Origin of the sequence: Streptococcus australis (assembly GCF_015553625.1) — a bacterium.
GTDB classification, from domain to species: domain Bacteria; phylum Bacillota; class Bacilli; order Lactobacillales; family Streptococcaceae; genus Streptococcus; species Streptococcus australis_B.
Map to the genome: position 1 here is coordinate 14,678 of NZ_JADNGY010000001.1, position 25,677 is coordinate 40,354.

Annotated in this window: 23 protein-coding genes; 11 read left to right on the forward strand and 12 right to left on the reverse strand. The window is 43.2% G+C overall.

Translation table 11 applies throughout. The features are described from left to right. Positions 1 to 91: 91 nt before the first annotated feature. Positions 92 to 1,981 carry a sucrose-specific PTS transporter subunit IIBC gene (locus I2D56_RS00065; RefSeq protein ID WP_195347696.1) on the reverse strand — a complete coding sequence of 630 codons (1,890 nt, stop codon included), beginning with the start codon at positions 1,979 to 1,981 and terminating at the stop codon, positions 92 to 94. Positions 1,982 to 2,361: 380 nt separating this feature from the next. On the opposite strand from I2D56_RS00065, the gene I2D56_RS00070 reads away from it, so the two are divergent. Together I2D56_RS00070 and I2D56_RS00075 are read left to right on the forward strand one after the other, a co-directional pair. Next, complete coding sequence (locus tag I2D56_RS00070; RefSeq protein ID WP_195347697.1) at positions 2,362 to 3,816, forward strand: sucrose-6-phosphate hydrolase; 1,455 nt, start codon at positions 2,362 to 2,364, stop codon at positions 3,814 to 3,816. Further along, positions 3,797 to 4,762: a LacI family DNA-binding transcriptional regulator gene (locus tag I2D56_RS00075; RefSeq protein WP_129270095.1), complete on the forward strand. Its 966-nt coding sequence runs from the start codon at positions 3,797 to 3,799 to the stop codon at positions 4,760 to 4,762. The genes I2D56_RS00070 and I2D56_RS00075 overlap by 20 nt, the downstream gene beginning before the upstream one ends. A 249-nt stretch (positions 4,763 to 5,011) precedes the next feature. Here the strand turns inward: I2D56_RS00075 and nusB are convergent, their stop codons facing one another. The 5 genes from nusB to uvrA form a co-directional block, all read right to left on the reverse strand. Then, on the reverse strand, positions 5,012 to 5,440 hold the full coding sequence (nusB, locus tag I2D56_RS00080) for a transcription antitermination factor NusB (RefSeq protein WP_195347698.1): 429 nt from the start codon (positions 5,438 to 5,440) through the stop codon (positions 5,012 to 5,014). Next, positions 5,433 to 5,822 carry an Asp23/Gls24 family envelope stress response protein gene (locus I2D56_RS00085; RefSeq protein WP_006595687.1) on the reverse strand — a complete coding sequence of 130 codons (390 nt, stop codon included), beginning with the start codon at positions 5,820 to 5,822 and terminating at the stop codon, positions 5,433 to 5,435. Before I2D56_RS00085 ends, nusB begins: the two co-directional genes overlap by 8 nt. Positions 5,823 to 5,858: 36 nt before the next feature. Then, positions 5,859 to 6,419, reverse strand: a complete 561-nt coding sequence (efp, locus tag I2D56_RS00090) for an elongation factor P (protein WP_006595686.1) — start codon at positions 6,417 to 6,419, stop codon at positions 5,859 to 5,861. A gap of 85 nt (positions 6,420 to 6,504) precedes the next feature. After that, positions 6,505 to 7,572: a M24 family metallopeptidase gene (locus tag I2D56_RS00095; protein WP_129270093.1), complete on the reverse strand. Its 1,068-nt coding sequence runs from the start codon at positions 7,570 to 7,572 to the stop codon at positions 6,505 to 6,507. Continuing rightward, positions 7,569 to 10,394 carry an excinuclease ABC subunit UvrA gene (gene uvrA / locus I2D56_RS00100; RefSeq protein WP_195347699.1) on the reverse strand — a complete coding sequence of 942 codons (2,826 nt, stop codon included), beginning with the start codon at positions 10,392 to 10,394 and terminating at the stop codon, positions 7,569 to 7,571. The genes I2D56_RS00095 and uvrA overlap by 4 nt, the downstream gene beginning before the upstream one ends. Positions 10,395 to 10,515: 121 nt before the next feature. On the opposite strand from uvrA, the gene I2D56_RS00105 reads away from it, so the two are divergent. Together I2D56_RS00105 and I2D56_RS00110 are read left to right on the forward strand one after the other, a co-directional pair. Beyond that, entirely contained in the window at positions 10,516 to 11,460 is a 945-nt protein-coding gene (locus I2D56_RS00105; RefSeq protein ID WP_006597173.1) for a magnesium transporter CorA family protein, read from the forward strand. A gap of 28 nt (positions 11,461 to 11,488) precedes the next feature. After that, the gene (locus tag I2D56_RS00110; RefSeq protein WP_048716414.1) at positions 11,489 to 12,163 is read left to right on the forward strand and encodes a DUF1129 family protein; all 675 of its coding nucleotides are present in this window, start codon (positions 11,489 to 11,491) and stop codon (positions 12,161 to 12,163) included. Between the two features lie 34 nt (positions 12,164 to 12,197). On the opposite strand, the gene I2D56_RS00115 is transcribed toward I2D56_RS00110, so the two are convergent. The 4 genes from I2D56_RS00115 to rpsF all read right to left on the reverse strand — a co-directional run bounded on the left by I2D56_RS00115 (position 12,198) and on the right by rpsF (position 14,019). Then, entirely contained in the window at positions 12,198 to 12,719 is a 522-nt protein-coding gene (locus I2D56_RS00115) for a GNAT family N-acetyltransferase (RefSeq protein WP_195347700.1), read from the reverse strand. Between the two features lie 207 nt (positions 12,720 to 12,926). After that, a complete protein-coding gene (gene rpsR / locus I2D56_RS00120; RefSeq protein ID WP_000068664.1) occupies positions 12,927 to 13,166 on the reverse strand; it encodes a 30S ribosomal protein S18 in 240 nt (79 codons plus the stop codon). 41 nt (positions 13,167 to 13,207) lie between these two features. Beyond that, on the reverse strand, positions 13,208 to 13,702 hold the full coding sequence (locus I2D56_RS00125; RefSeq protein ID WP_195347701.1) for a single-stranded DNA-binding protein: 495 nt from the start codon (positions 13,700 to 13,702) through the stop codon (positions 13,208 to 13,210). A 26-nt stretch (positions 13,703 to 13,728) separates the two neighbouring features. After that, positions 13,729 to 14,019: a 30S ribosomal protein S6 gene (rpsF, locus tag I2D56_RS00130; protein WP_023024266.1), complete on the reverse strand. Its 291-nt coding sequence runs from the start codon at positions 14,017 to 14,019 to the stop codon at positions 13,729 to 13,731. A gap of 277 nt (positions 14,020 to 14,296) precedes the next feature. On the opposite strand from rpsF, the gene I2D56_RS00135 reads away from it, so the two are divergent. The 3 genes from I2D56_RS00135 to I2D56_RS00145 are packed head-to-tail and all read left to right on the forward strand — an operon-like array spanning position 14,297 to position 16,635. Further along, entirely contained in the window at positions 14,297 to 15,349 is a 1,053-nt protein-coding gene (locus I2D56_RS00135; protein WP_023024269.1) for a bifunctional glycosyltransferase family 2/GtrA family protein, read from the forward strand. Next, positions 15,336 to 16,238, forward strand: coding sequence for a phosphodiester glycosidase family protein (locus I2D56_RS00140; protein WP_023024271.1), 903 nt, complete (start codon positions 15,336 to 15,338; stop codon positions 16,236 to 16,238). The genes I2D56_RS00135 and I2D56_RS00140 overlap by 14 nt, the downstream gene beginning before the upstream one ends. Further along, positions 16,219 to 16,635 (forward strand): hypothetical protein, encoded by a 417-nt coding sequence (locus I2D56_RS00145; RefSeq protein ID WP_081697810.1) that lies wholly within the window; start codon positions 16,219 to 16,221, stop codon positions 16,633 to 16,635. The genes I2D56_RS00140 and I2D56_RS00145 overlap by 20 nt, the downstream gene beginning before the upstream one ends. 108 nt (positions 16,636 to 16,743) lie before the next feature. Here I2D56_RS00145 and I2D56_RS00150 read toward each other — a convergent pair whose 3' ends face one another. Next, positions 16,744 to 19,128, reverse strand: coding sequence for a phosphoketolase (locus tag I2D56_RS00150; RefSeq protein ID WP_195347702.1), 2,385 nt, complete (start codon positions 19,126 to 19,128; stop codon positions 16,744 to 16,746). Positions 19,129 to 19,488: 360 nt separating this feature from the next. On the opposite strand from I2D56_RS00150, the gene I2D56_RS00155 reads away from it, so the two are divergent. Further along, positions 19,489 to 20,460 carry a hypothetical protein gene (locus I2D56_RS00155; protein WP_195347703.1) on the forward strand — a complete coding sequence of 324 codons (972 nt, stop codon included), beginning with the start codon at positions 19,489 to 19,491 and terminating at the stop codon, positions 20,458 to 20,460. A gap of 109 nt (positions 20,461 to 20,569) precedes the next feature. Here the strand turns inward: I2D56_RS00155 and hutI are convergent, their stop codons facing one another. Continuing rightward, entirely contained in the window at positions 20,570 to 21,817 is a 1,248-nt protein-coding gene (gene hutI / locus I2D56_RS00160) for an imidazolonepropionase (protein WP_195347704.1), read from the reverse strand. 200 nt (positions 21,818 to 22,017) lie between these two features. Between hutI and I2D56_RS00165 the strand changes: the two genes are divergently transcribed. The 3 genes from I2D56_RS00165 to I2D56_RS00175 all read left to right on the forward strand — a co-directional run bounded on the left by I2D56_RS00165 (position 22,018) and on the right by I2D56_RS00175 (position 25,671). Next, the gene (locus I2D56_RS00165; protein WP_195347705.1) at positions 22,018 to 24,048 is read left to right on the forward strand and encodes a urocanate hydratase; all 2,031 of its coding nucleotides are present in this window, start codon (positions 22,018 to 22,020) and stop codon (positions 24,046 to 24,048) included. A gap of 81 nt (positions 24,049 to 24,129) precedes the next feature. Continuing rightward, positions 24,130 to 25,029 carry a glutamate formimidoyltransferase gene (gene ftcD, locus I2D56_RS00170; RefSeq protein ID WP_126404779.1) on the forward strand — a complete coding sequence of 300 codons (900 nt, stop codon included), beginning with the start codon at positions 24,130 to 24,132 and terminating at the stop codon, positions 25,027 to 25,029. A 12-nt stretch (positions 25,030 to 25,041) separates the two neighbouring features. Next, on the forward strand, positions 25,042 to 25,671 hold the full coding sequence (locus I2D56_RS00175; protein ID WP_195347706.1) for a cyclodeaminase/cyclohydrolase family protein: 630 nt from the start codon (positions 25,042 to 25,044) through the stop codon (positions 25,669 to 25,671). The last annotated feature ends 6 nt before the right edge of the window (positions 25,672 to 25,677 follow it).

The following is a 25,677-nucleotide window of genomic DNA, read 5'->3' on the forward strand; positions in this document are numbered from 1 at the left end:
TGAGCAACTTTTTTATTCCAAACCTCATCTCCAAACAAAATTCAAGGACTGGAGGATACCCTAACCAGTCCTTGAGCAATCATATTTTAAATTATGCTTTTACTTCAATAATCGCATCGCCTTTAGCAACTTCACCAGTAGCTACTGGAGTTACTGAAGCATAGTCAGCTGTGTTTGTAACGATGACCATTGTTGTATCATCAAGACCAGCTGCTGCAATTTTAGCAGAATCAAATGTTCCAAGAACATCACCAGCTTTAACCTTGTCACCTTGTGCAACTTTTTGCTCAAAACCGTCACCATTCATTGAAACAGTATCAATCCCAACGTGGATCAAGATTTCAGCACCATTGGCTGTCTTCAAACCGAAGGCATGTCCAGTCGCAAAAGCAATGGTTACTTCTGCATCTGCAGGAGCATAAACGACACCTTCAGAAGGCTTCACTGCAATCCCTTGACCCATCGCACCGCTTGAGAATACAGGGTCATTCACATTTTCTAAAGCAACAGCTTGCCCAATGATTGGTGAAATAATGGTTTCATCTTGAAGAGTTGCAGGAACGGTTCCAGTCACAGCTTCCTCAACAAAACGATCTGTTGTAACACTTTCAGTTACAGTTTCAGGTTCTTCATCCTCAAAACCAAACATGTAAGTAAGAGCAAAACCAAGAGCAAATGATACTGCTACCATAAGGAAGTATTGTGGGAGTTGACCATTTACATAAAGCACTGTACCTGGAATGATTGTGATTCCACTACCAGTACCAGCAAGACCAAGAAGTGAAGCCAAACTACCACCGATAGCACCTGCAATCAATGAAAGGAAGAATGGTTTACGGAAACGCAAGTTAACCCCAAAAATCGCAGGCTCAGTAATACCTAAGAAGGCAGAAAGAGCAGCTGGGAAAGCAAGTGTTTTAAGTTTAGGATTTTTAGTTTTCACACCAACGGCTACTGTCGCAGCACCTTGAGCAGTCATGGCAGCTGTGATGATAGCGTTGAATGGGTTAGCATGGTCAGCAGCAAGCAATTGAACTTCAAGCAAGTTGAAGATGTGGTGAACACCTGATACGACGATTAATTGGTGAACTCCACCAATCAAGAAACCACCAAGTCCGAATGGCAAGTTAAGAATTGCTTTAGTTCCAATGAGGATGTAGTTTTCAACAACGTGGAAGACTGGTCCGATAACAAACAATCCAAGAATTGACATTACAAGGAGTGTTACGAACGGTGTTACCAAGAGGTCAAGTACATCTGGAACAACCTTGCGAACTGCTTTTTCAAACTTAGCTCCGACAACACCGATAATGAAGGCTGGAAGAACTGAACCTTGCAAACCTACAACTGGGATAAATCCGAAGAACTGCATTGCAGTTACTTCACCACCAGACGCAACAGCCCAGGCATTTGGAAGCGAATCAGAAACGAGCATCATACCAAGAACGATACCAACGGCTGGGTTACCACCGAATACACGGAAAGTTGACCAAACGACAAGACCTGGCAAGATGATAAAGGCCGTATCTGTCAAGATTTGAGTATAAGTCGTAACATCTTCTGGAAGAGTCACACCAAGGGCATTCAAGAGTCCACGGACACCCATGAAGAGACCTGTCGCAACAATAACTGGGATGATTGGTACAAAGACATCACCAAAAGTACGGATAGCCCGTTGGAACCAATTTCCTTGTTTAGCGGCTTCTGCTTTCATCTCAGCCTTAGTTGAAGTTGGCAATCCAAGAGCGACAACTTCATCATAGATCTTATTTACAGTTCCAGTACCAAAAATAATTTGGTATTGACCTGAGTTAAAGAAAACTCCTTGAACTTTTTCAATATTTTCGACAGCATTTTTGTCGACTTTCGCTTCATCTTTCACCATCACACGAAGACGAGTCGCACAGTGAGCAACACTGTTGACGTTCTCAACTCCACCGATCGCATCGATGACTTTTTTTGCAATTTCTGTATTTGACATTTGCAAAAATCTCCTTATTTTTTATTGTTTTGAAAACGGTTCACCCGTCTCTACGCATTTAATTGTACCACGTATCAAGAATATGTCAACCGTTTTGCAGAAAGTTTTTGGTATTTATTTGTAATTTTTGATGGTTTGAAAATAGTACTTTTTATTTTCAACCGTCCCAATGCCCGTATACCATAGAATATAGACTTACTACGGTTTTTAAATTTTCAAAAACTTTCATATTTTCATTTGTTTTCAAAAACTCAATCTAGTACTCACTACTAAATTTTATGATAAACGTTTGACATTTTTTCTCAATTCTTTGGCCAAAGTCTTGCTTTTTTTTATAGAAATCGGTACTATGGAAGTAAGAAAAATTTTGGAGGAGTCAAATGGAATGGACAACAGAACTTCGGTACAAACGGTATGAAGACTGGACCGAAGAAGAAAAGAAACAAATTAAAGAAAACATGGCTAATTCTCCTTGGCATACTCATTACCATGTCGAACCCAAAACTGGCCTTTTAAATGACCCGAACGGTTTCTCCTATTTTAATGGTAAATGGATTCTCTTTTACCAGAATTTTCCCTTTGGAGCCGCTCACGGATTGAAGTCTTGGGTACAACTGGAAAGTGATGATTTAGTTCATTTTAAAGAAACTGGTCTTAAAGTCTTACCAGACACACCTTTGGATAGCCACGGAGCCTATTCTGGTTCGGCTATGCAATTCGATGATAAACTTTTCTTATTCTATACAGGAAATGTACGAGACGAGAACTGGATCCGTCATCCCTACCAAATCGGGGCCCTTTTAGACCAGGATGGAAACCTCGAAAAAATCGACCAAATCCTCATTGATCAACCAGAGGATGCTACCGATCATTTCCGCGACCCACAAATTTTTAAATTCAAAGATCAATACTATGCCATCGTCGGTGGTCAAGATCTTGAGAAAAAAGGATTCGTTCGCCTTTACAAAGCGGTGAATAACGATTATACCAACTGGGTTGAAGTAGGCAATCTTGATTTCAACAATGATCGTACAGCTTATATGATGGAATGTCCTAACTTGGTCTTCGTCGGCGAGCAACCTGTCCTTCTGTATTGCCCTCAAGGCTTGGACAAAGCAGTTCTCGATTACGATAACATCTACCCAAATATGTATAAGATTGGGGCTTCTTTTGATCCTGAACAAGCTCGTCTCGTTGACGTATCTGAATTACACAACTTGGACTACGGCTTCGAAGCCTATGCAACTCAAGGCTTCAACACTCCTGATGGAAGAGCCTTAACGGTTAGCTGGTTAGGTTTACCAGATGTCGCTTACCCATCCGATCGCTATGACCACCAAGGAGCCTTCTCTTTGGTCAAAGAGCTAACTATTCAGGATTGTAAACTTTATCAATATCCGGTCGAAGCTGTAAAAGAGCTCCGCTCCACCTCTTCCGAATTTACAAACAAGGAAACAACCAATAATTGCTACGAGTTAGAATTAGCCTTTGAAGCTAATAGCAAAAGTGAGATTGTTCTCCTTGCAGATAAAGAAGGCAAAGGACTTTCTATTACTTTCGATATTGCAAATGGTCAAGTCATTGTCGACCGTAGCCAAGCCGGCGAACAGTATGCCCAAGAGTTTGGGACCACTCGTACTTGTCCGATCGAAAACCAAGCTACTACCGCTACTATTTTCATTGATAATTCTATTTTTGAAATTTTTATCAACAAAGGAGAAAAAGTATTCTCTGGTCGTGTCTTCCCGCATGCTGATCAAACTGGTATTTTGATCAAATCCGGAACACCTACCGGAACATACTATGAACTAGACTATGGTCGCAAAACTCACTGATGTCGCCAAATTAGCTGGCGTCAGCCCCACGACAGTTTCACGAGTCATTAACAAAAAGGGCTATTTATCTGAAAAAACTGTCTCAAAAGTCAATGAGGCCATGAGGGAATTGGGCTATAAGCCTAATACGATTGCTCGGAGCCTACAAGGAAAATCAGCCAAGTTAATCGGCTTAATCTTCCCAAAAATCAGCCATGTCTTCTATGCAGAATTAATCGATAAACTGGAAGAAGAACTGTTCAAACATGGGTACAAAACCATTATTTGTAATAGCGAGCATGATTCTGAAAAAGAACGTGAATACATCGAAATGTTAGAAGCCAATCAAGTAGATGGTATTATTTCTGGTAGTCATAATCTGGGAATTGAAGATTATAACCGGGTTACAGCTCCTATCATCGCTTTTGACCGAAACCTATCCCCTGAGATCCCTGTTGTTTCCTCAGATAACTACGCTGGTGGCGTCCTTGCAGCGGAAACCCTTGCCAAGACAGGAGCACAAAAGATTATCATGATTACCGGGAATGATAACTCCAATTCCCCAACTGGACTCCGGCATGCTGGTTTTGCTTCAGTCCTGCCAGAAGCACAAATCATTAATGTTTCTAGCGATTATTCACCTATTCGCAAAGAAATGGAAATCAAGTCCATCTTGACCCAGCAAAAACCGGATGCCATCTTCGCATCTGATGATCTAACGGCTATTTTGGTGATGAAAATCGCTGACGAACTCGGCATTGCCATTCCAGAAGACCTAAAAATCATTGGCTACGACGGGACCTACTTTATCGAAAATTATTTCCCCCGTCTCACCACCATCAAGCAACCCTTACAAGAGATTGCTCGTCTGACGGTCGACCTTCTCCTTCAAAAAATCGAAGGAAAAGATGTAAAAACAACAGGCTATTTTCTCCCTGTTAGTGTTTTACCAGGAAAAAGTGTTTAAAAGAGAGTGGGACAGAAATCGGTAATTCGTTAGAATTCGATTTCGTCGTCCCACCTCCGCACAGTTGAGTAGGGCTGTAAAAGCTGATAAAATCAGCGCAGTAGAGCCCACTCAACCACTGCGTCTTGTTAGACAATCCAAAGTCAATTGAGAAGACCGAACTTTTGTACCAGTCTTTTTCCTTATCATGATCAAGCAAAGCTCTATACTCAAAAAGAAACCACCCTCAAAGGTGGTTTCTTTTCTATCTTATTCTGCTTCCGTTACGAATTGACTTAAGACACCATTCACAAACCGAGCAGATTTCTCATCTGAAAATGTTTTAGCTAATTCAATTGCTTCATTCACTGCAACCAGCTGAGGGGTATCAAAGGAAGTGATTTCGAACACACCCAAACGAAGAATGTTTTTCTCCACTAGAGTCAAGCGTTCGACGGTCCATCCAGTTTTCAAGTGTTGGGCAATCTGTTGATCCAATTCATCCTTTGATTGACGAACACCAGATACCAAATTGAGTAGAAAAGCTGGAATTCCCACTTCCTGGTCAGTTTCCTCTTTGTCATGAGTAAAAGCAAATTGACACGCTTCTACAACATCCCCTTCATACTCTAAACTCATTAGAGCTTGAAAGGCACGCTCCCGTAGATCACGACGTGATTCAAATAAAATATCAGTCATTGAGGAAATCCTCATTAAACAAATCTTTCAAATCAGGTTTCGCTGCTTTTTCAGTCACGATTCCAACCACATGGATATTGACATCATCCAAGGTGACATCTGCCATATTGTAGACAGCTGTTTTTACTGCTTTTTGGATCGCAACCGCTACTTTAGGGACTGCTACACCATACTCTAGATAAAGGTAAATATCAACAGAGATTTGACCATCTTCTTGTGTACGAAGGTAAACCCCACGTCCTAGAGCACGTTTTGAAAGGCTATCCGATACACTCTTGTTTTCAAGAGAATGAACACCATCTACTTTTGCAGTCGCAATCGCAATAATTTTTTCTAGCACACGAGGTGCAATGACGATTTCGCCGTATTGTTCAGTTGCCATAGAAGTTCCTTTCTATCAGACCTATTTTAGAGCTGATTAGGCACGAGAAACGTAAGTTCCTTCAGCTGTATTGATAATCAATTTTTGTCCTGCTTCGATGAAGTCTGGAACGTTTACCACAAGACCTGTTTCCATTGTAGCTGGTTTACCAGAACCTGTCACTGTAGCACCTTTAATAGATGGTTGAGTTTCAGCAACTGTCAATTCAACAGTTGTAGGAACCGTCACCCCAATCACTTCACTTCCGTAGAATTGGATTTTCACTTCTGAGTTTTCAAGGATGTAAAGCAATTCGTTCTCAACATTGACAACAGGAATTTCATATTGGTCATATGTTTCAGTATTCATGAAGTAAGCTGTATCATCCATTTTATACAAGTATTGAGCTGGTACAGTTTCAATAATAGCTTGCTCAAATTTTTCTTCTGGACGGTAGCTTGTATCAAAAGTTGAACCAGTACGAACATCACGCAATTTCATACGCATGATCGTGTTTCCTTTACCTGGTTTGTGGTGGCTAGCTTCCAAAACGCGGATCAATTTTCCATCAGCTGTTTCAAAGGTCATACCAGCTTTCAACTTACTTGCTTCAATCATGTTTTCATACCTCTTTTTAAAAATATATTACTCTTTATTCTATCACAAATGCTCAAATTTCTCAAATCTGTCTCTGCAAATTTCCTTAGATCACAATCAATTCTTTCGGTGCCAAGGTCAAGACTTCACAACCGGTTTCCGTAATCAGGAGATCATCTTCAATCCGAACACCAGATAGGCCTTCAATGTAGATTCCTGGCTCATCTGTCAAGACCATGCCGGCCTTGATAACTTCTTTGGAAGTTTGACTGAAATAAGGCTCTTCATGGATGTCCAAGCCAATACCATGTCCAATTCCATGAGTAAAGTACTGGCCGTATCCTGCAGCCTCAATAATATCTCGAGGAATTTTATCAAAATCACGGAAACCGAGTCCATCCTTGGCTTCAGAAATGAGAGCTTGGTTGGCTTTCAAGACCGTTTCGTAGATTTCTCTTTCCTTGTCGCTGACATGACCTGCATAAATGGTCCGGGTCATATCACTGACGTAATGGTTGTAAAGACAGCCAAAGTCCAAGGTCAAGGCATCCCCAGCAGAGATGATGCGATCACTTGGAGTCGCATGGGGCATAGCAGAGCGCTCTCCCGCAGCGGATATGATATCAAAGGATACACCTGACGCTCCCAATTCCCGCATTCTGAAATCGAGGAAGGTCGCCGCTTCTAATTCTGTTGTTTGGCCAACCTTGATAAACTCCAGCACATCTAGGAAGGCTTGATCTGAAATACTGCAAGCCTTGCGGATGGTTGCTACTTCTGTCTCATCTTTAATCAAACGAAACTCCATTACAAAATCAGACAAGGCTCTTAGAGCGACTCCTGAGAAAGCGGTCGCTAGACGGGTATGGTAGGCAACTGTGATCTCATCCTCAAAGCCAAGTTCTTGGATCGCTGCGTCTTTGACAATTTTTGCTGCTTCTTCCAATTCATTGCGGGTTTCAACAATCTCAACAAAGGGGAAACAAGTCGCATGGGCATGAATGGTATAGCGCGAATCGGTGAAGAGGACCACGCGCTCTTCTGTCACCAAAACAGTCCCATTTGATCCCCAGAAACCTGTCAAATAGTAGACATTTTTCAAGTTGTTAATGAGGACAGCTTTTAGATCCTGTGCCTTCATTTTAGTTCGTAGATTTGTAATTCGTTGGTTCATTGTAATTTCCCTTTCAAATACTGTCCTGTAAAGCTAGCTGGGTTGCTGGCTACTTCTTCTGGTGTTCCTGTCGCAATAATGGTACCACCACCGACACCACCTTCTGGTCCTAAGTCGATGATATGGTCCGCTGTCTTAATGACATCTAAGTTGTGCTCAATAACCAAAACGGTATTGCCATCATCCACAAACCGTTCCAAAACCTTGAGCAAACGAGAGATATCCTCTGTATGAAGTCCTGTTGTCGGCTCATCCAAAATATAAAAAGACTTACCTGTCGAACGCTTATGAAGCTCAGAAGCCAACTTCATCCGCTGGGCTTCTCCTCCTGAAAGTGTCGTTGCCGGCTGTCCCAGGGTCACATAGCCCAAGCCGACATCCTTGATCGTCTGCAACTTGCGATTAATCTTTGGAATATGTTTAAAGAAATCCACTGCATCATTGACAGTCATGTCCAAAATCTGGGAGATGTTCTTTTCTTTATAGTGAACTTCTAGGGTTTCACTGTTGTAGCGTCGCCCATGGCAGACTTCACACGGTACATAGACGTCCGGTAGGAAATGCATCTCAATCTTAATGATGCCATCTCCCGAACAAGCCTCACACCGGCCCCCCTTGACGTTGAAACTAAAGCGGCCTTTTTTGTAGCCTCTAATCTTGGCTTCATTGGTTTGGGCAAAGAGATCGCGAATGTCGTCAAATACACCTGTATAGGTAGCTGGATTGGAGCGTGGAGTGCGGCCAATCGGACTTTGGTCGATATCAATCAGTCGATCAATGTGCTCGACACCTGAAATGGTTTTGTATTTCCCGGGTTTCTCTGAATTGCGGTTCAATTTTTGCGCCAGCGTTTTTTTCAAAATACTGTTGACCAAGGTGGACTTCCCTGAGCCAGAAACGCCAGTAACAGCAATGAATTTACCCAGCGGGAAACGCGCTGTCACCTCTTTTAAGTTATTTTCAGCAGCCCCTGTTAGCTCGATAAAGCGACCGTTACCTACCCGCCGTTCCGTTGGTACGGGGATAGCCCGTTTTCCAGAGAGGTACTGACCGGTGATGGATTTGCTATTGCGGGCTACCTGCTTAGGTGTTCCAGCCGCAACAATCTCGCCTCCAAAGACACCGGCTCCTGGACCGACGTCGATCAGGTAATCAGCCTCTCTCATCGTATCCTCATCGTGTTCGACAACGATCAAGGTATTGCCCAAATCACGCATCTTCTTGAGACTGGCAATCAAGCGGTCATTGTCCCGCTGATGAAGGCCAATCGAAGGCTCATCCAGGATATAGAGGACACCTGAGAGGTTGGATCCGATCTGGGTCGCCAAGCGAATCCGCTGACTTTCTCCCCCAGATAGAGTCCCGGCCGAGCGAGACAGGGTCAGATAGCTCAAGCCAACATTGTTCAAGAAGGTCAAACGATCCTTGACTTCTTTGAGAATCGGTCGAGCAATGGTCTCCTCATTCTTGGTTAATTTGAGATCAGCTACCACCTTAAGATGGTCCTCAATGGACAAGTCCGAGATTTGCCCAATATGTAGCCCCTTCTCTCCTCCTACTCGGACAGACAAGGCCTGGTCATTCAAGCGATACCCATGGCAGGTAGCACAAGTCAATTCATTCATGTAGGACAACATCTGATTGCGAGTAAAGTCGCTAGACGTTTCGTGGTAACGGCGATTAATATTGGTAACGACCCCTTCAAAAGGAATGTCAATATCGCGAACCCCACCAAATTCATTCTCATAATGGAAATGGAATTCCTTGCCCTCAGAACCATAGAAAACCAAGTGTCGCTCTTCTGGAGACAAGTCTTCAAATAGCTTGTCCATATCAATCCCAAACTGGATCATGGCCTGCTCCAACATCTGAGGATAGTAGTTAGAAGAAATCGGATTCCATGGTGCCAGAGCTCCTTCACGGAGAGTCTTGCTAGCATCTGGAACAACCAAATCCAAGTCAACCTCTAGCTTGATTCCTAGTCCATCACAATCTGGACAAGAGCCAAAGGGGGCATTAAATGAAAAGAGACGAGGTTCCAACTCAGGGACGGTAAAGCCACAAACCGGGCAAGCGTAGTGCTCTGAAAAGAGCAGTTCATTTTCATCCATGGTATCGATGACCACATAGCCATCTGCGATCCGAAGCGCCGCTTCGACCGAATCAAAGAGACGGGACCGAATGCCATCTTTGATGACAATCCGGTCTACGACAACCTCAATTGTGTGCTGTTGGCTTTTGGATAATTCTGGGACCTCTGTCACATCAAAGATTTCGCCATCCACACGCACCCGGACATAGCCGTCTTTTTGCACCTTTTCGATGATATTCTTATGCTGGCCTTTTTTCTTACGAACAATAGGCGCTAAGATTTGCAGGCGTTGGCGCTCCGGGAATTCCAAAACTTGGTCAACGATCTGCTCGACCGAAGAAGCCGTAATCGCTCCATGGCCATTGATACAGTAAGGAGTCCCCACACGAGCATAGAGAAGGCGTAAGTAATCGTTGATTTCTGTTGTCGTTCCAACCGTTGACCGCGGATTTTTGCTGGTTGTTTTTTGGTCAATGGAAATGGCTGGACTTAGGCCATCAATCGAGTCCACATCGGGTTTTTCCATATTTCCTAAAAACTGACGAGCATAGGCTGACAGGCTCTCTACATAACGTCTTTGTCCTTCTGCATAGAGAGTGTCAAAGGCTAAGCTCGATTTCCCAGAACCTGATAGACCAGTGACCACAACCAGCTTATCTCGAGGGATTTCAACATCAATATTTTTTAAATTATGAGCACGCGCTCCATGAATGACAATTTTATCGAGCATTTCTTCCACTTTTCATCAATTTATTTATCCTTCATTATATCAAATTTTTCAGCATTCTTTTATCCAAAAGCGTGCTTTTTCTGTTATAATGTTAAGGTGTAAAAAAACAAGGGGAGGCACCATGAAACAGGTCTTTTTATCAACAACGACTGAATTTAAAGAAATAGAGACACTGGAACCCGGTAGCTGGATCAACCTTGTCAACCCTTCTCAAAGTGAGTCGATGGAAATCGCTTCTGCTTTTAACATCGATATTGCCGACTTACGGGCACCGCTCGATGCGGAAGAAATGTCTCGTATGACCATCGAAGATGAGTATACCTTGATCATCGTAGACGTTCCCATCAAGGAAGAGCGGAACAATCAGACCTACTATGTCACCATCCCTTTGGGGATTATCCTAACAGAAGAGGCTATCATCACCACTTGCTTGGAAGAGTTGCCTCTCCTAGACACCTTTATCAATCGTCGCTTGCGGAATTTCTATACCTTCATGCGATCCCGCTTCATCTTCCAGATCCTTTATCGCAATGCTGAGCTCTACTTGACCGCACTTCGTACCCTGGATCGTAAGAGTGAACAGATTGAAAGTCAACTGCACAAGTCGACTCGAAACGAAGAGCTGATTGAACTGATGGAATTAGAAAAGACCATCGTCTACTTCAAGGCCTCTCTGAAAACCAATGAGCGCGTGATCAAGAAATTGACCAGTGCCACTAGTAACATCAAGAAATACCTGGAAGACGAGGACTTGTTGGAAGATACCTTGATCGAAACTCAACAGGCCATTGAGATGGCAGATATTTATGGAAACATTCTCCACTCTATGACAGATACCTTCGCATCAATCATCTCCAACAACCAGAACAATATCATGAAAACCTTGGCCATGGTGACCATCGTCATGTCCATCCCAACCATGATCTTCTCGGCTTATGGCATGAACTTTAAGAACAATGATCTCCCCCTCAACGGAGAACCTAATGCTTTCTGGCTCATTATCTTTATTGCCTTTGCCATGACCGGATCGCTCGTTGTCTACCTCATCCATAAAAAATGGTTCTAACACCTACTAATAACACTAAGGAGTATGTATGTCTCAATTTGATTTGACCCAATTAAGTAAAAAAAATCAAGAATTCGTTCGCATCGCTAAACACCAATTGATTGAAAACGGCAAAACAGAAGAAGAGGCTACTAGCCTGATTGAAGAAATTCTTCCAGCTATCTTTGAAAACCAACCAAAAGGAGTAACAGCGCGAACTCTCTTTGGAGCGCCAACTGCTTGGGCCAATGCTTTTAGTGATAAAGAACGCTACGAAAAAGAGCATCCAAAAGAGAATGATGCTCCTCATCTCATGATCACAGATTCTTTCCTTCTTGTCTTTGGTCTCTTTGCTGCCATTTCAGCCTTCATGAACTTATTTGCTCCTCAGGGAACCACTTATGGACTCCTCACATTGACTCTTGGTAGCTTGGCTGGTGGGGTTGTGCTCTATTTGATGTATTACTACTTCTACCAATACTACGAAGTTTCTAAACGTGGAATGAAACGGCCTGCTTTAACCAAGTCACTTCCTATCCTAATGTTGGCGATGATCCTTTGGGTTGTGATTCTCATGGTCACTGCTTTGCTCCCACAATTCCTCAATCCGCGTGTACCAAACTGGTTCATGCTCTTACTCGGTGGTGGTGCTCTTCTCCTCCGCTACTATTTGAAGAAAAAATACAATATCAAGAGCGCCAATACAGCACCTCAACGACGCTAAAAAGAAACGGATGAAGTTTTCATCCGTTTTTGTTTTACTGTATTTCCCTGTTCAATCTTTTTGAAAAATAGAGGACTAAGTCATCTTTGTTCTCACATGGACTGTAAGGGGCCAAGGGCTGATCCCTAAACCAAATTCCAGATCCATCTGGGATATACCCCCGTTTAACATAAAGCCTTTGAGCTGGGCCATAACCCGAGTGTAAACCAACCCCTAAAGTAACAATCTCTGACAGTAGCCCGACTCTTTTTTCCGCCTCCTCTAGGAGTTGATTCCCAATTCCTCGATTTCTAAATGGCTCAAAAACATTAAAATCAGTTAGTTCAGGATAGACTCCCACGAAAGGACCGTGCTTGGCATCAGGCAATATAGTTATATAACCTGCCACAAATCCATCCGACTCAGCTACTAATACGTCCCTCTCTCCATTCTCCTGATCCTGCAAATAGCTGGTCAAGATATCCTCTCTACCCGGCCACCCTTGATGGATAAAGGCTTGAGAGATCTCTTCAATATCAGATTTCATCATCCTTCTGATGATCGTACTTTCCTTCATGTTGCGCTCCTTGATACATTTCTCCCCTCATTATAGCATGATTAGAGCTTGGGAAAGGTCAAAGAGGTCACCCGGACCTGAAAAAAAGACCCGTAAGGGTCTCACTCGCTCTCTTGTTTTCAAGCTCATGAAAAAGAGGTCACCCGGACCTCAACTCGCTCTCACATTTCTAGGCTCGTGAAAAAAAGACCCGTAAGGGTCTTTTCTTTAATCTTCGTTTACGAAAGGCATCAAAGCCATTACGCGAGCGCGTTTGATAGCTGTTGTTACTTTACGTTGGTTCTTCGCTGAAGTTCCAGTTACACGACGAGGAAGGATTTTCCCACGTTCTGAAACGAAACGGCTAAGAAGCTCAGTATCTTTGTAATCAACATATTCAATTTTGTTTGCTGCGATGTAATCAACTTTTTTACGGCGTTTGAATCCGCCACGACGTTGTTGAGCCATGTTTATTTCTCCTTTATAGTTTTAATTCGTTAAACCCATTCTTAGAATGGTAGATCGTCATCCGAGATGTCCATTGGATTAGCTCCGAATGGATTGTCATCACGTCCAAAGTTTGGTGTTGCGTTCGATGGTTCAGATCCTCCAAAGCTTGGAGCTGCATTTCCTACAAATCCTCCAGCTGAAGCATAGCCTCCACCAGCTTGTCCTTCACGATTCGCGCGGCTTTCCAACAATTGGAAGCTGTCCGCTACGACTTCAGTGACATAAACACGTTGACCTTGCTGATTCTCATAATTACGAGTCTGGATACGACCTGTAATCCCAACTAAGGCACCCTTTTTAGCCCAATTTGCTAAATTTTCAGCTTGTTGACGCCAAATCACACAGTTGATAAAGTCCGCATCTCGTTCACCATTTTGGTTTTTAAAATTACGGTTAACAGCAAGTGAGAATGTCGCAACAGCCTGATTTTGAGGGGTATAACGAAGTTCAGCATCTCGAGTCATACGACCTACAAGTACAACATTGTTAATCATTAGTCACCTTCTTTATTCGTTAGGGCTTACGCGTCAACTTTTACGATCATGTGACGAAGAATGTCACCGTTGATTTTTGAAAGACGGTCGAACTCGTTAAGAGCTACATCGTCGTTCGCTTCAACGTTTACGATGTGGTAAAGTCCTTCACGGAAATCTTGGATTTCGTATGCAAGACGACGTTTTTCCCAATCTTTTGATTCAACAACAGTTGCACCGTTGTCAGTCAAGATAGAGTCAAAGCGTGCTACCAAAGCGTTTTTAGCTTCTTCTTCAATGTTTGGACGAATAATATAAAGAATTTCGTATTTAGCCATTGATATGTTCCTCCTTTTGGTCTAATGACCCCAAGTCTTCGCAAGGGGTAAGTGAGGTTTGCTCACAAGAAACTATTATACCAGACTTTAGGATAGAAGGCAAGTAAAAACACGTTCTCTTCATTCTTTTTAAAAAGATTTCTTTTCCTACTATTGCTCTCTATGATTTTTTACAGCAAGGGAATCTCTCCCTTTCCTTAAAGAAAACTGATATCAGTTAGCTTTAAGAAAGGGCCGTTATAATACCTTCATCACAAACAAGAAACGAGGAACGCTTATGAATTATTTAGTCATCCCCGCTTATCAACCCGATCAAAAACTTCTCAAACTGGTTCAAAAATTGAGAGAAAAATGTGACTTCTCCATTATCGTTGTGGACGATGGTAGTTCTGAGGAGTGCCAAGCTATTTTTGAAAAATTAGACGGGCTAGCTACCGTTCTTCACCACGAAGTGAACCTTGGTAAAGGAGGAGCTCTCAAAACAGCCTACACCTACATTCAAGAGCAAGGGCAATACGGGACAGTCATCACTGCCGATGCCGATGGCCAACATAAGGTATGGGATATCTTCCGTGTGGCCAATCAATCGCAAGAAAATCCGAACCAATTGATTCTAGGGGCACGCGCCTTTTCAGGCAAGGTTCCTTTGCGTTCTGCTTTTGGAAATAAGTTGACCCGCTTCTTGTTCAAGCAACAAACAGGGGTCCCTGTGACGGATACGCAGACTGGCCTTAGAGCCTTTACAACTAACATGATTCCTTTTATGTTAGAAATTGAGGGACAACGGTATGAGTACGAAATGAATGTGCTCCTTGCAGCGAGCAAGACATTTCCCATCTTAGAAGTTCCAATTGAAACAGTCTATATCAATGACAATGAAGGGTCCCACTTCCGCCCTGTTCGAGATGGCCTCATGATTTACAAGGACATGTTCAAGTTCGCTCTCTCCTCTCTAAGTAGCTTTATCGTTGACTATCTGGTCTATGCCTTTTTCCTTTTCGTGATGATGGCGGTGCCGATTAGTCTTCGGATTCTCCTGGCAAACGGGATTGCTCGTGTGACGAGCTCTATCTTTAACTACTCGACCAATAAACGTCTCGTCTTTAAGAACAAAGACAGCGTGGCCCGAACCGGAAGTGGTTACTTGGGACTTGCTATTGGACTCTTTATTCTCGATACCCTCTTGATTCGACTTTTCTATACAAGCTTCGGTCTCCATTTGCTCCTCAGCAAGGTGATCGTCGGACTCTTGCTTTTCGTCGTCTCATGGCTGATTCAGAAAAAAATCATTTTCAAGGAAAGGACTGCACCTACTCATGAAATTCTTTAAAAAATCTTATACTTACGCTGCTTGTTTTGGTATCCTGCTAACAAGCTCCTTCAGCTATTCTATGCTCAAGACCTTCGTCTTATCGGATGCTATCCAAACCGTCAAAGCAACGACTACTGATACTAAAGCTGCTAAACAAGCTGTGGCTTCTGCGACAACTACAGATAGCAGTTACTCCGATGACAATATCCAGGTAAACTTGACAGAAAAAACAGTTGAAAATACCCAGGTTTACATTGCAGATATTACGGTTAGCTCCTCAGACTATCTCAAGACGGCTCTAGCCCAAAATACCTATGGAACAAACGTGACAGCTAAGACATCTGTCACGGCAGCTGAGAATAATGCTATTCTAGCCGTCAATGGTGACTACTACGGAGCCAATAGTACCGGCTATGTCATCCGAAACGGAGTGGTTTATCGCGATACGGTTCGTGAAGACTCTAGCAATGGCGACCTAGCCATTTATAAGGATGGTTCCTTCAAGATTATTTACGAAGATGAAATCTCAGCTGAGCAATTGGTCAAAGATGGGGTCGTCAATCTCCTTGCCTTCGGACCTTCCTTGGTTGAAGATGGGGAAATTGTCGTTGATACTAATTCGGAAGTAGGTCAATCCATGTCTTCTAACCCACGAACAGCCATCGGGATCATCGATGAAAACCGCTACATCATTGTCGTCTCAGATGGACGTACTTCAGAGAGTGAAGGTCTTTCTCTCTACCAATTAGCTGAAGTGATGAAATCTTATGGCGTTAAAACAGCCTATAACCTGGACGGTGGTGGTTCTTCTACCCTTTACTTCAACGGCCAAGTTATGAACAAACCAACAACAAATGGTACTATCTCAGAAAGGGCGGTGAGTGACATTGTCTACATCGGTTACTAATCCTATCAAACAACGGTTGAAAAAAACCATCCTCTGCTACACTCTGATCTCAGCTTTCTTCTTTGTCGGAAGTCGCATCTACGAACACTTTAGTTTTGGGGAGACCTCTGCTTTCATGCACTACCTCTTCTTGATTCCTTTGATTGGTGGTGCCCTACTAGTGGCTATCCAGTTAGTGATTAAAGGTCTTTCTCGAATCACTCTCAACCTTTGGAACTCAGCGGTTGCTACGGCAACTACGGGGGCCCTCTACCGAGGCATTGTCAATCTATCGGGTCGTTCGACAACTCTGGACCAACCCTACTATTATGTCGCAGGGATCTTCCTAATTCTCGCCCTTATCAGCCTCTTCTTTGTCCGTAGCGTTTGGGTGGAAGAAACAAAATTGACTACTTAAAATTAAAAGCTCTTATTCATAATAATTGGATAAGAGCTTTTGGATCTTTTACAATACTATCTATAAAAAAAGAAACCAGAATAACTTCTGATTTCTTTTGGAATAAACTTATTTATTTACGTTTTCCCATTTCCAGTTGTGTACTTCTGGAATATCATCACCATGTTCACGGATGTAAGCATTGTGGAAGGCAATTGTTTCGTCCATTTGAGCTGCGAATTCAGCTGCTTCTGCTCCAAGAGCTGCATTGGCTGCATCTTGTGCCAAGTGGAAGCGATCCAATTCAGACATCACACGCATATCGAATGGTGTTGTGATATCTCCGTTTTCACGGTAACCATGTACACGAAGGTTATGGTTGTGACGGTTAAAGAAGATGTCACGGATCATACCTTCGTAACCGTGGAAGGCAAAGATTACTGGTTTATCAGTTGTGAAGACTTTGTCGAACTCTTCATCTGAAAGTCCACGCGCATCGACGGATGGGTGACGCAATTTCAAGATATCTACCACATTGACAAAGCGGATCTTCAATTCTGGGAAGGCCTTGTGCAAGATTGTGATGGCAGCAAGAGCTTCTAAGTTTGGCTCTGTACCTGCAGCTGCAATGACAAGATCTGGCTCTTCATCTGCTGACACAGTTGATGCCCAATCGATCACCTTGTATCCTTTACGAACCAATTCTTCTGCCTCATCAGCTGAGTAGAATTGAGGACGTGGGTGTTTTGAAGTTACGATCAAGTTTACCTTGTCTTCTGCCTTGAAGGCTTTATCCATCACTGCAAGCAAGCTATTGGTATCTGCTGGCAAGTATTCACGGATGTATTCAGGAGTTTTCTCAGCCAAGTGAGTCAAGATACCTGGATCTTGGTGAGTGTAGCCATTGTGGTCTTGTTGGAAAACAGTTGAAGTCGCAATCAAGTTCAAGGCAGGGTAGTTTTTACGCCATGTCGTGTGAGTCTTAGATTTACGCAACCATTTGAAGTGTTGAGTAATCATAGAGTCTACGACACGAAGGAATGATTCGTAAGAAGCGAAGAATCCGTGACGACCTGTCAAGACATATCCTTCGAGCATTCCTTCTGCTTGGTGCTCTGACAATTGAGAGTCAATGACACGTCCAGCGGGGCTCAAAGCTTCATCGTAGTCTGGTTTCGTACGTCCTAACCATTGACGGCTTGTACGAGTGAAGACTTCTTGAAGACGGTTTGATTTGGTTTCATCTGGTCCAAAGATACGGAAGTTATCTGGGTTCGCATCCACAAGATCTGCTGCATACTTACCAAACTCGATCATATCTTGGGCCATGATAGCACCTGGTGTTTCGATCTTGAAGGCATGTTTCTTCCAATCAGCAGTGTCCATGGGTTTGATGACACCTGCGTTTGTGATTGGGTTCATAGCCATGCGACGGTCACCTTTTGGTGCAATTTCGGCAATTTCAGGAAGTAATTTACCAGTTTCGTCGAACAATTCAGCTGGACGGTAAGATTCCAACCATAAAAGGAGGGCATCTACATGCTCCATGTGGTGAGCATCTACTGGGATTGGAACTTGGTGCGCACGGAATCCACCTTCGATTGGTGTACCTTCCCAAGCTTTTGGTCCAGTCCAACCTTTAGGAATACGAGCAATCAAGACAGGATATACTGGTTGAGTTGCTTCTTCTGCAGATCCTTTACGAGCTTCTGCTTGGACTTTCTTGATTTCTTCAATCGCTTCGTCCAATTTTTCTGCAAACAAAGCATGAGCTGCTTCGTGGTCGTCAGAAATAGCTGTTACGTCTGCAAAGATTGGTTTCCATCCAAGACCTTCAAAGAAGAGGGCCAATTCTTCGTCTGTTTTGCGTTCGAAGATCGTTGGGTTGTGGATCTTTCCACCGTTGAGGTAGAAGATTGGAAGAACAGCACCATCGTTAACTGGGTTCAAGAAGGTATTAGCCAACCAACCAGCCATCAATGGACCAGTTTCCCCTTCACCATCACCGATTACGGTTGCAGCAATCACATCTGGATTGTCCAAAACAGCTCCAGCTGCGTGAGAAAGAGCATAACCAAGCTCTCCACCTTCGTGGATAGATCCTGGAGTTTCAGGTGCCGCGTGAGAGGCAATCCCTCCTGGGAATGAGAAGATTTTACATAGGTGTTTAAATCCTTCTTCATTTTGTGGGATATTCGGATTCAATTCTGTGTAAGAACCATCTAAGTAAGAGTTGGACACCATAACTTGTCCACCATGACCTGGTCCTTCAATGTAGAACATATCCAAGTCGTATTTGTTGATGGCACGGTTCAAGTGAGCATAGATAAAGTTTTGTCCTGGTACAGTTCCCCAGTGTCCGATTGGGTGAGCCTTCAAGTCGTTTTCAACCACTTCACGTTTCAACAATGGGTTGTCTTTTAAGTACATTTGAGCAGCCGAAATGTAGTTGGCTGCACGCCACCACGCATCCACTTTATCCAAGTAAGCTTTGCTGTTAAAATCAACAGTCATATTGTCTCCTCTCAAATTCTAGCTATGATTCTGATGAATTAGAATCCAGTGCAAATATTTAGGTTATAAACATTCTGTTTCACTAACATGAAGACAGAACGAACGCGAACCAAATTTAATTCAATTCTTTTCTATTCTATCAATAATTTAGCTTTTTGTATATAGAAAAAATTAAAAAAAATATAGTTTTTTATAAAAAGTTTCAAATCTCTTCTAAAATCAAAGTATTTTTCAATCATTTTACAAACAGCTTTTTGCTTAGACCACTCAAAAAGCCTTTGAAATCAGCTATCTATAAATTTCCTTGTCACATAAAATCTTTCATGATATACTTTAGATATCAAACTAAAGGAGATCGGTATGATAAAGGAAAAACGCAATAAAGGATTTGTGTCAGGTCTGGTGCTTGCCTTTGTCTTTCTTGCATTCGCAGGATTAGTATTTTCATTATGGATGGGACGCCAGAACCCTTCTACGAGTTTTGCGGAGGCAGAAAAGTCTGGGGATCCTGTAACGATGCAAGTCTATGATATTACACGAGAACCTGTCGGAACTGTGGACAACGGCCACGTCCTCTATATCGTCCAGTACGATAACCAAAACGATGGTAAGTTTGCAGGGATCGAGGCCAAAAAAGACGATGCGACGATTAAAGAGGTCATTGATAAGGCAAAAAATGGGGAACTGCAGACCCATCCTTATCAACTAAAGGGAACGCAATTAGCCCCTTTGGCAAAGGATAGCAAAAATACGTCTCGTAACGGTCGCCTTGTCGGCTATAGCGACTACATCCATTCCCTTCTCGACCCGACTTCTGTCGTGTCACTTAATATGACGACCAGCTATTACTTAAGCCTTACAGAGTACAACAAAGACTCCTTATTCCTCTTAATTGGTTCAGCTGCTCTTGCTGGACTTTCTATCATAATGGTCGTAGCCAGCTTCTCCGTTCGGAAACGGACCATTGCTTCCTATCAGGAACTCCACCAAAACTATCCCGAACTCCAAGGAGATCTGTCCTGCCTGTCTGATGAAGCCAGCTACTACAATCAAGACTTAAAAGTTATCTTGTACAAAAATCATTTGATTACCTATTTCAGAGGAACGCAAACGATTGATTTACGAGAGGTTCAACAACTATACTTACATGTCACTCGAGTTCGTCAATCAGGGATTGCTCGCTCAATCTTCCAATTGTGCTACATCCGCAAGGACAAACCAAAGAAACAGCACCGCCTAGCCATTAAGAATAAGAAGAATGCTGAAGAACAACTCTACACTCTTTTTGCACAGGTGTCTGAGAGATTCCCAGATGTCAAGGTTGGAATTTAAAGCTTTGCAACTCCCTTTGGAAATACTTTTCTCAGCACTAAAATCCCCTCATCAGAATCAGTTGATGAGGGGATTTTTTTCTATTTAGGTCACATTTGAAACGAGAGAATCAAATAACTTTCTTACCATTTTTATAGACGTCTGTCACCAAATTAGTTGCAAAGAAATAGAAGAGATAATCTAGATTTGGTGCATCGTAAATCGTGATATCGGCCTGTTTCCCAGTATCAAAAGATCCAATGGTTTTGGCACGATCTACTGAATAAGCTGCATTAATAGTTACCGCATTGAGAATCTCAACTGGCGTCAAACGCATCATGAAGCAACCGAGGTGCATGGCAAACTGGAGATTGGCTGTCGGACAGGATCCTGGATTGCTATCTGTTGTTAGGGTGATGGCCATCCCAGCATCCAGCATCTTACGAGCCGGTGCATAGGTATCTTCCATGAGGCTGAAGGTTGTAGCAGGCAACAGATTGCCAATAACTTTTGCTGCGGCTAGTTTTTGAATGCCTTCATCGGTAATTACCATCAAGTGTTCTGCACTGGTGGATTCCAATTCAGCCGCCACGTCAACACCACCGATGGACTCGATTTCATCCGCATGAATCCGTAACTTGAAGCCCATTTCCTTGGCTTTTGACAGAAGATAGCGGGACTCATCTGCTGTAAAGACACCCTTTTCACAGAAGATATCACAAAATTCAGCTAACTTTTCTTCCTTCACTTTTGGAAGCATTTGCTCAATAATAAGGTCTAAATACTCTTGAGAACGGCCCTTATACTCTGTCGGGATCGCATGGGCTGCCATAAAGGTTGAAACCAGATCAATTTCATGGTCACGGTCCAAGGCAGCTACTACATCTAGTTGTCGTTTTTCCGTTTCCCAATCCAAACCGTAGCCGCTTTTAGCTTCAACGGTGGTCACTCCATGACGCAACATATAGTCCAACAGTCGTTTAGACTTGTCATAGAGATTGTCAAAAGATGCTTCACGAGTTGCCCGAACAGTGCTCAGAATTCCACCGCCTTGAGCGAGGATGTCTAAGTAGGAAACACCCGCTAACTTTTTCGCAAATTCATGTTCACGACTGCCTCCATAGACCAAGTGAGTGTGGCAGTCGATCAAACCAGGAGTCGCAACTTTTCCTTCACAGGATTTTACTTCCGTATGGTCATCGATCAGTTCTGGATCTGGTTGACCTGTCCCAACTGCGAGGATTTTTCCATCCTTAATAGCAATATAAGCATCGGAAAGGATTTGCGCTTCTGCCATCTCTTTTCCATAGAGGGGATGGCCTAGATCATTTGGACAAAACAACTGGTTAAAGTGGGTTAAGATTACATCAGCAGACATATGAAAACATTCCTTTCTATTTCCATTGTTATTCATTTTACAATTCTAAAGAAAAAGCGTCAAAAAAAAGTCAAAAAGTTTCTCCCTCATTATTTTTTGCTTTATTAAAAATTAAATTTATTTTTGACTCTTTATTGACGTTTCTTGGATACAATAAAGAAAATATAAATTCATAGTCTACACATAAGGAGGTTCCTACTATGTCATTTATAGACGATAAAGAAATTGCAGCTGCTATGTCTGTCAAACTTGACTTTGATGTCCTACCTGAAAAGGCAACTTTTCAAGAAGGCATCCGTCGTGCACCTGATAGAGGCTTCCGCTTAACGCAAGCTCAGACTGAGATTGCTCTTAAAAACGCTCTGCGTTACATCCCTAAAAAATTCCACCAAGAGTTGATCCCAGAATTTCTGGAAGAACTAAAAACTCGCGGTCGGATCTATGGCTATCGCTTCCGTCCAAAAGATCGGATCTATGGCAAACCAATTGATGAGTACAAAGGAAAATGCACTGCTGCTAAGGCTATGCAGGTTATGATTGACAACAACTTGAGCTTTGAAATCGCCCTTTATCCATATGAATTGGTCACTTACGGAGAAACAGGTTCTGTCTGTGCCAACTGGATGCAATACAACTTGATCAAGAAATACTTAGAAGTCATGACAGAAGACCAAACCTTGGTGGTTGAATCTGGTCACCCTCTCGGCCTCTTCAAGTCTAAACCAGAAGCTCCTCGCGTCATCATTACCAACGGTCTCTTGATCGGTGAGTATGACAACATGCGCGACTGGGAAATTGCTGAAGAGATGGGCGTTACCAACTACGGTCAGATGACGGCTGGTGGTTGGATGTACATCGGTCCTCAAGGGATCGTTCACGGTACCTTCAACACTCTCCTTAATGCTGGACGTCTTAAACTCGGTGTGCCTGATGATGGCGACTTAACTGGTAAACTCTTCATCTCGTCTGGTCTCGGTGGTATGAGTGGAGCTCAAGGGAAAGCAGCTGAAATTGCAAAAGCTGTTGCCATCGTTGCAGAAGTAGACCGCTCTCGAATCGAAACCCGTCACTCTCAAGGTTGGATTAGCCAAGTAACCGACAGTGCCGAAGAAGCTGTGAAATTGGCTCAAGCAGCCCTTGAAGCTGGTGAATCTACTTCTATTGCCTACCATGGAAATATCGTAGACTTGCTCGAATATGTCAATGAACACAATGTCCACGTTCATCTCTTGTCTGACCAAACCTCTTGCCACAACGTTTATGATGGTGGCTATTGCCCAGTTGGGATTAGCTTTGAAGAACGGACACGTCTGCTGGCAGAAGACAAAGAAACCTTCCATCGCTTGGTCGATGAAACCTTAGCTCGTCACTTCGCAGTGATTAAAGCTTTGACTGCTAAGGGCACCTACTTCTTCGACTATGGTAATGCCTTCATGAAATCTGTTTACGACTCTGGCATCAAGGAAATTTCTAAGAATGGTTTGGATGACAAGGACGGCTTCATTTGGCCATCTTATGTAGAAGATATCATGGGACCTATGCTCTTTGACTATGGTTATGGTCCATTCCGTTGGGTCTGCCTAAGCGGTAAACACGAAGACTTGATTGCAACTGACCACGCTGCTATGGAAGCGATCGATCCAACTCGTCGCTACCAAGACCGCGATAACTACAACTGGATTCGCGATGCTGAAAAGAACCAATTAGTCGTTGGTACACAGGCTCGTATCCTCTATCAAGATTGTATGGGACGTGTCAATATCGCTTTGAAATTTAATGAACTCATTCGCCAAGGCAAGATTGGACCGGTCATGATTGGACGTGACCACCATGACGTATCTGGTACAGATGCTCCATTCCGTGAAACCTCCAATATCAAAGATGGATCGAATGTTACTTGTGATATGGCCGTTCAATGTTACGCTGGTAACGCTGCTCGAGGTATGAGTCTTGTTGCTCTCCACAATGGTGGTGGTACTGGTATCGGTAAGGCCATCAACGGAGGATTTGGTCTCGTCCTAGACGGTAGTCACCGAATCGACGAAATTATCAAATCTGCTATTTCATGGGATACCATGGGAGGGGTTGCTCGTCGGAACTGGGCACGGAACGATCATGCTATTGAAACAGCAATCGAATACAACCGTCTCCATGCAGGAACAGACCACATCACTATTCCTTATCTTGCAGACGAAGATCTGGTCAAAGATGCGGTTCAAAAATTGTTTTAACATCAAAAAATAAAAATTGAGAAAGGGGAGGAGAATACATTGCCCTCCTTCCCCACTTCTCCTATAAAAAGAGGTAATCATATGGCAAAAATTGTTGAGTGTATTCCAAACTTCTCTGAAGGACGCAATCAAGCTGTAATCGACGGATTAGTCGCTACTGCAAAAAGCATTCCAGGTGTTACATTATTAGACTACTCGTCTGATGCTAGCCACAACCGCAGCGTCTTTACACTCGTTGGGGATGAAGAAAGCATTCAAGAAGCGGCTTTCCAATTGGTAAAATACGCATCTGAAAACATCGATATGACCAAGCACGAAGGCGAACACCCTCGGATGGGAGCAACAGACGTTTGTCCATTCGTTCCAGTCAAAGATATCACAACAGATGAATGTGTCGAAATCGCTAATAAAGTGGCGGAACGCATCAATCGTGAATTGGGTATTCCAATCTTCCTCTATGAAGATGCCGCAACCCGTCCAGAACGCACCAACCTCGCTAAAGTTCGTAAAGGCCAATTCGAAGGAATGCCAGAAAAATTGTTGGAAGAAGACTGGAAACCAGACTACGGTGAACGCAAGATTCACCCAACTGCAGGGGTTACTGCTGTAGGTGTCCGTATGCCGCTTGTTGCCTTCAATGTCAACCTTGACACAGATGATCTAGAAATTGCCAATAACATTTCTAAAATCATTCGCGGATCCAGCGGTGGATACAAATACTGTAAAGCGATTGGTGTTATGCTAGAAGATCGCAACATTGCCCAAGTTTCTATCAACATGGTCAACTTGGAAAAATTCCCATTGTATCGCGTCGTTGAAACCGTTCGTTTCGAAGCACAACGCTACGGGGTTCGAATCATCGGAACAGAACTCATCGGACTTGCTCCAGCTAAGGCTTTGATCGACTCAGCGGAATACTACTTGCAATTAGAAGACTTTGACTACAGCAAACAAGTCTTGGAAAATCACTTGTTGGGTTAGAAAGGGAGTTCTATGAAACTAGTTGACTTAAGTATTACTGAGTTTGCCAAGATTCTTGGTTCAGATGCCCCAGCTCCAGGTGGTGGTTCTGCTGCTGCCCTATCTGCTGCAAATGGGATTTCCCTTACAAAAATGGTCTGCGAACTGACCATTGGTAAGAAAAAATACGCTGAATTTGAAGACCACATCAAAGGGGTTCACGAAAAAAGTGCCCACCTCCAAGATCAATTACTAGAAGCTATTGACAAAGATACAGAAGCTTTCAACGTCGTATCAGCTGTCTTTGATCTTCCAAAAGAAACGGAAGAAGAGAAAGCCGCTCGTCGTGAAGCCATGCAAAAAGCTTTGAAACATGCGACAGTATCTCCTTTCTCTATGATGGAGCTCATCGTTGAGGCGCTTGAAACCACCAAAGAAGCTGTTGGCAAGTCCAACACCAATGCGGCGAGTGACCTAGGGGTGGCTGCTCTCAATCTCAAGGCTGGACTTCAAGGGGCTTGGCTCAACGTCCTAATCAACATTTCAGGAATCAAGGACCAAGACTTTGTCCAAGAATACCACGGCAAGGGTCTCGAACTCCTCCAAACAGGCTCTGACCTTGCAGATAGCATTTACCAAAGCATTTTAGAAAGCCTATCATAAACCTAT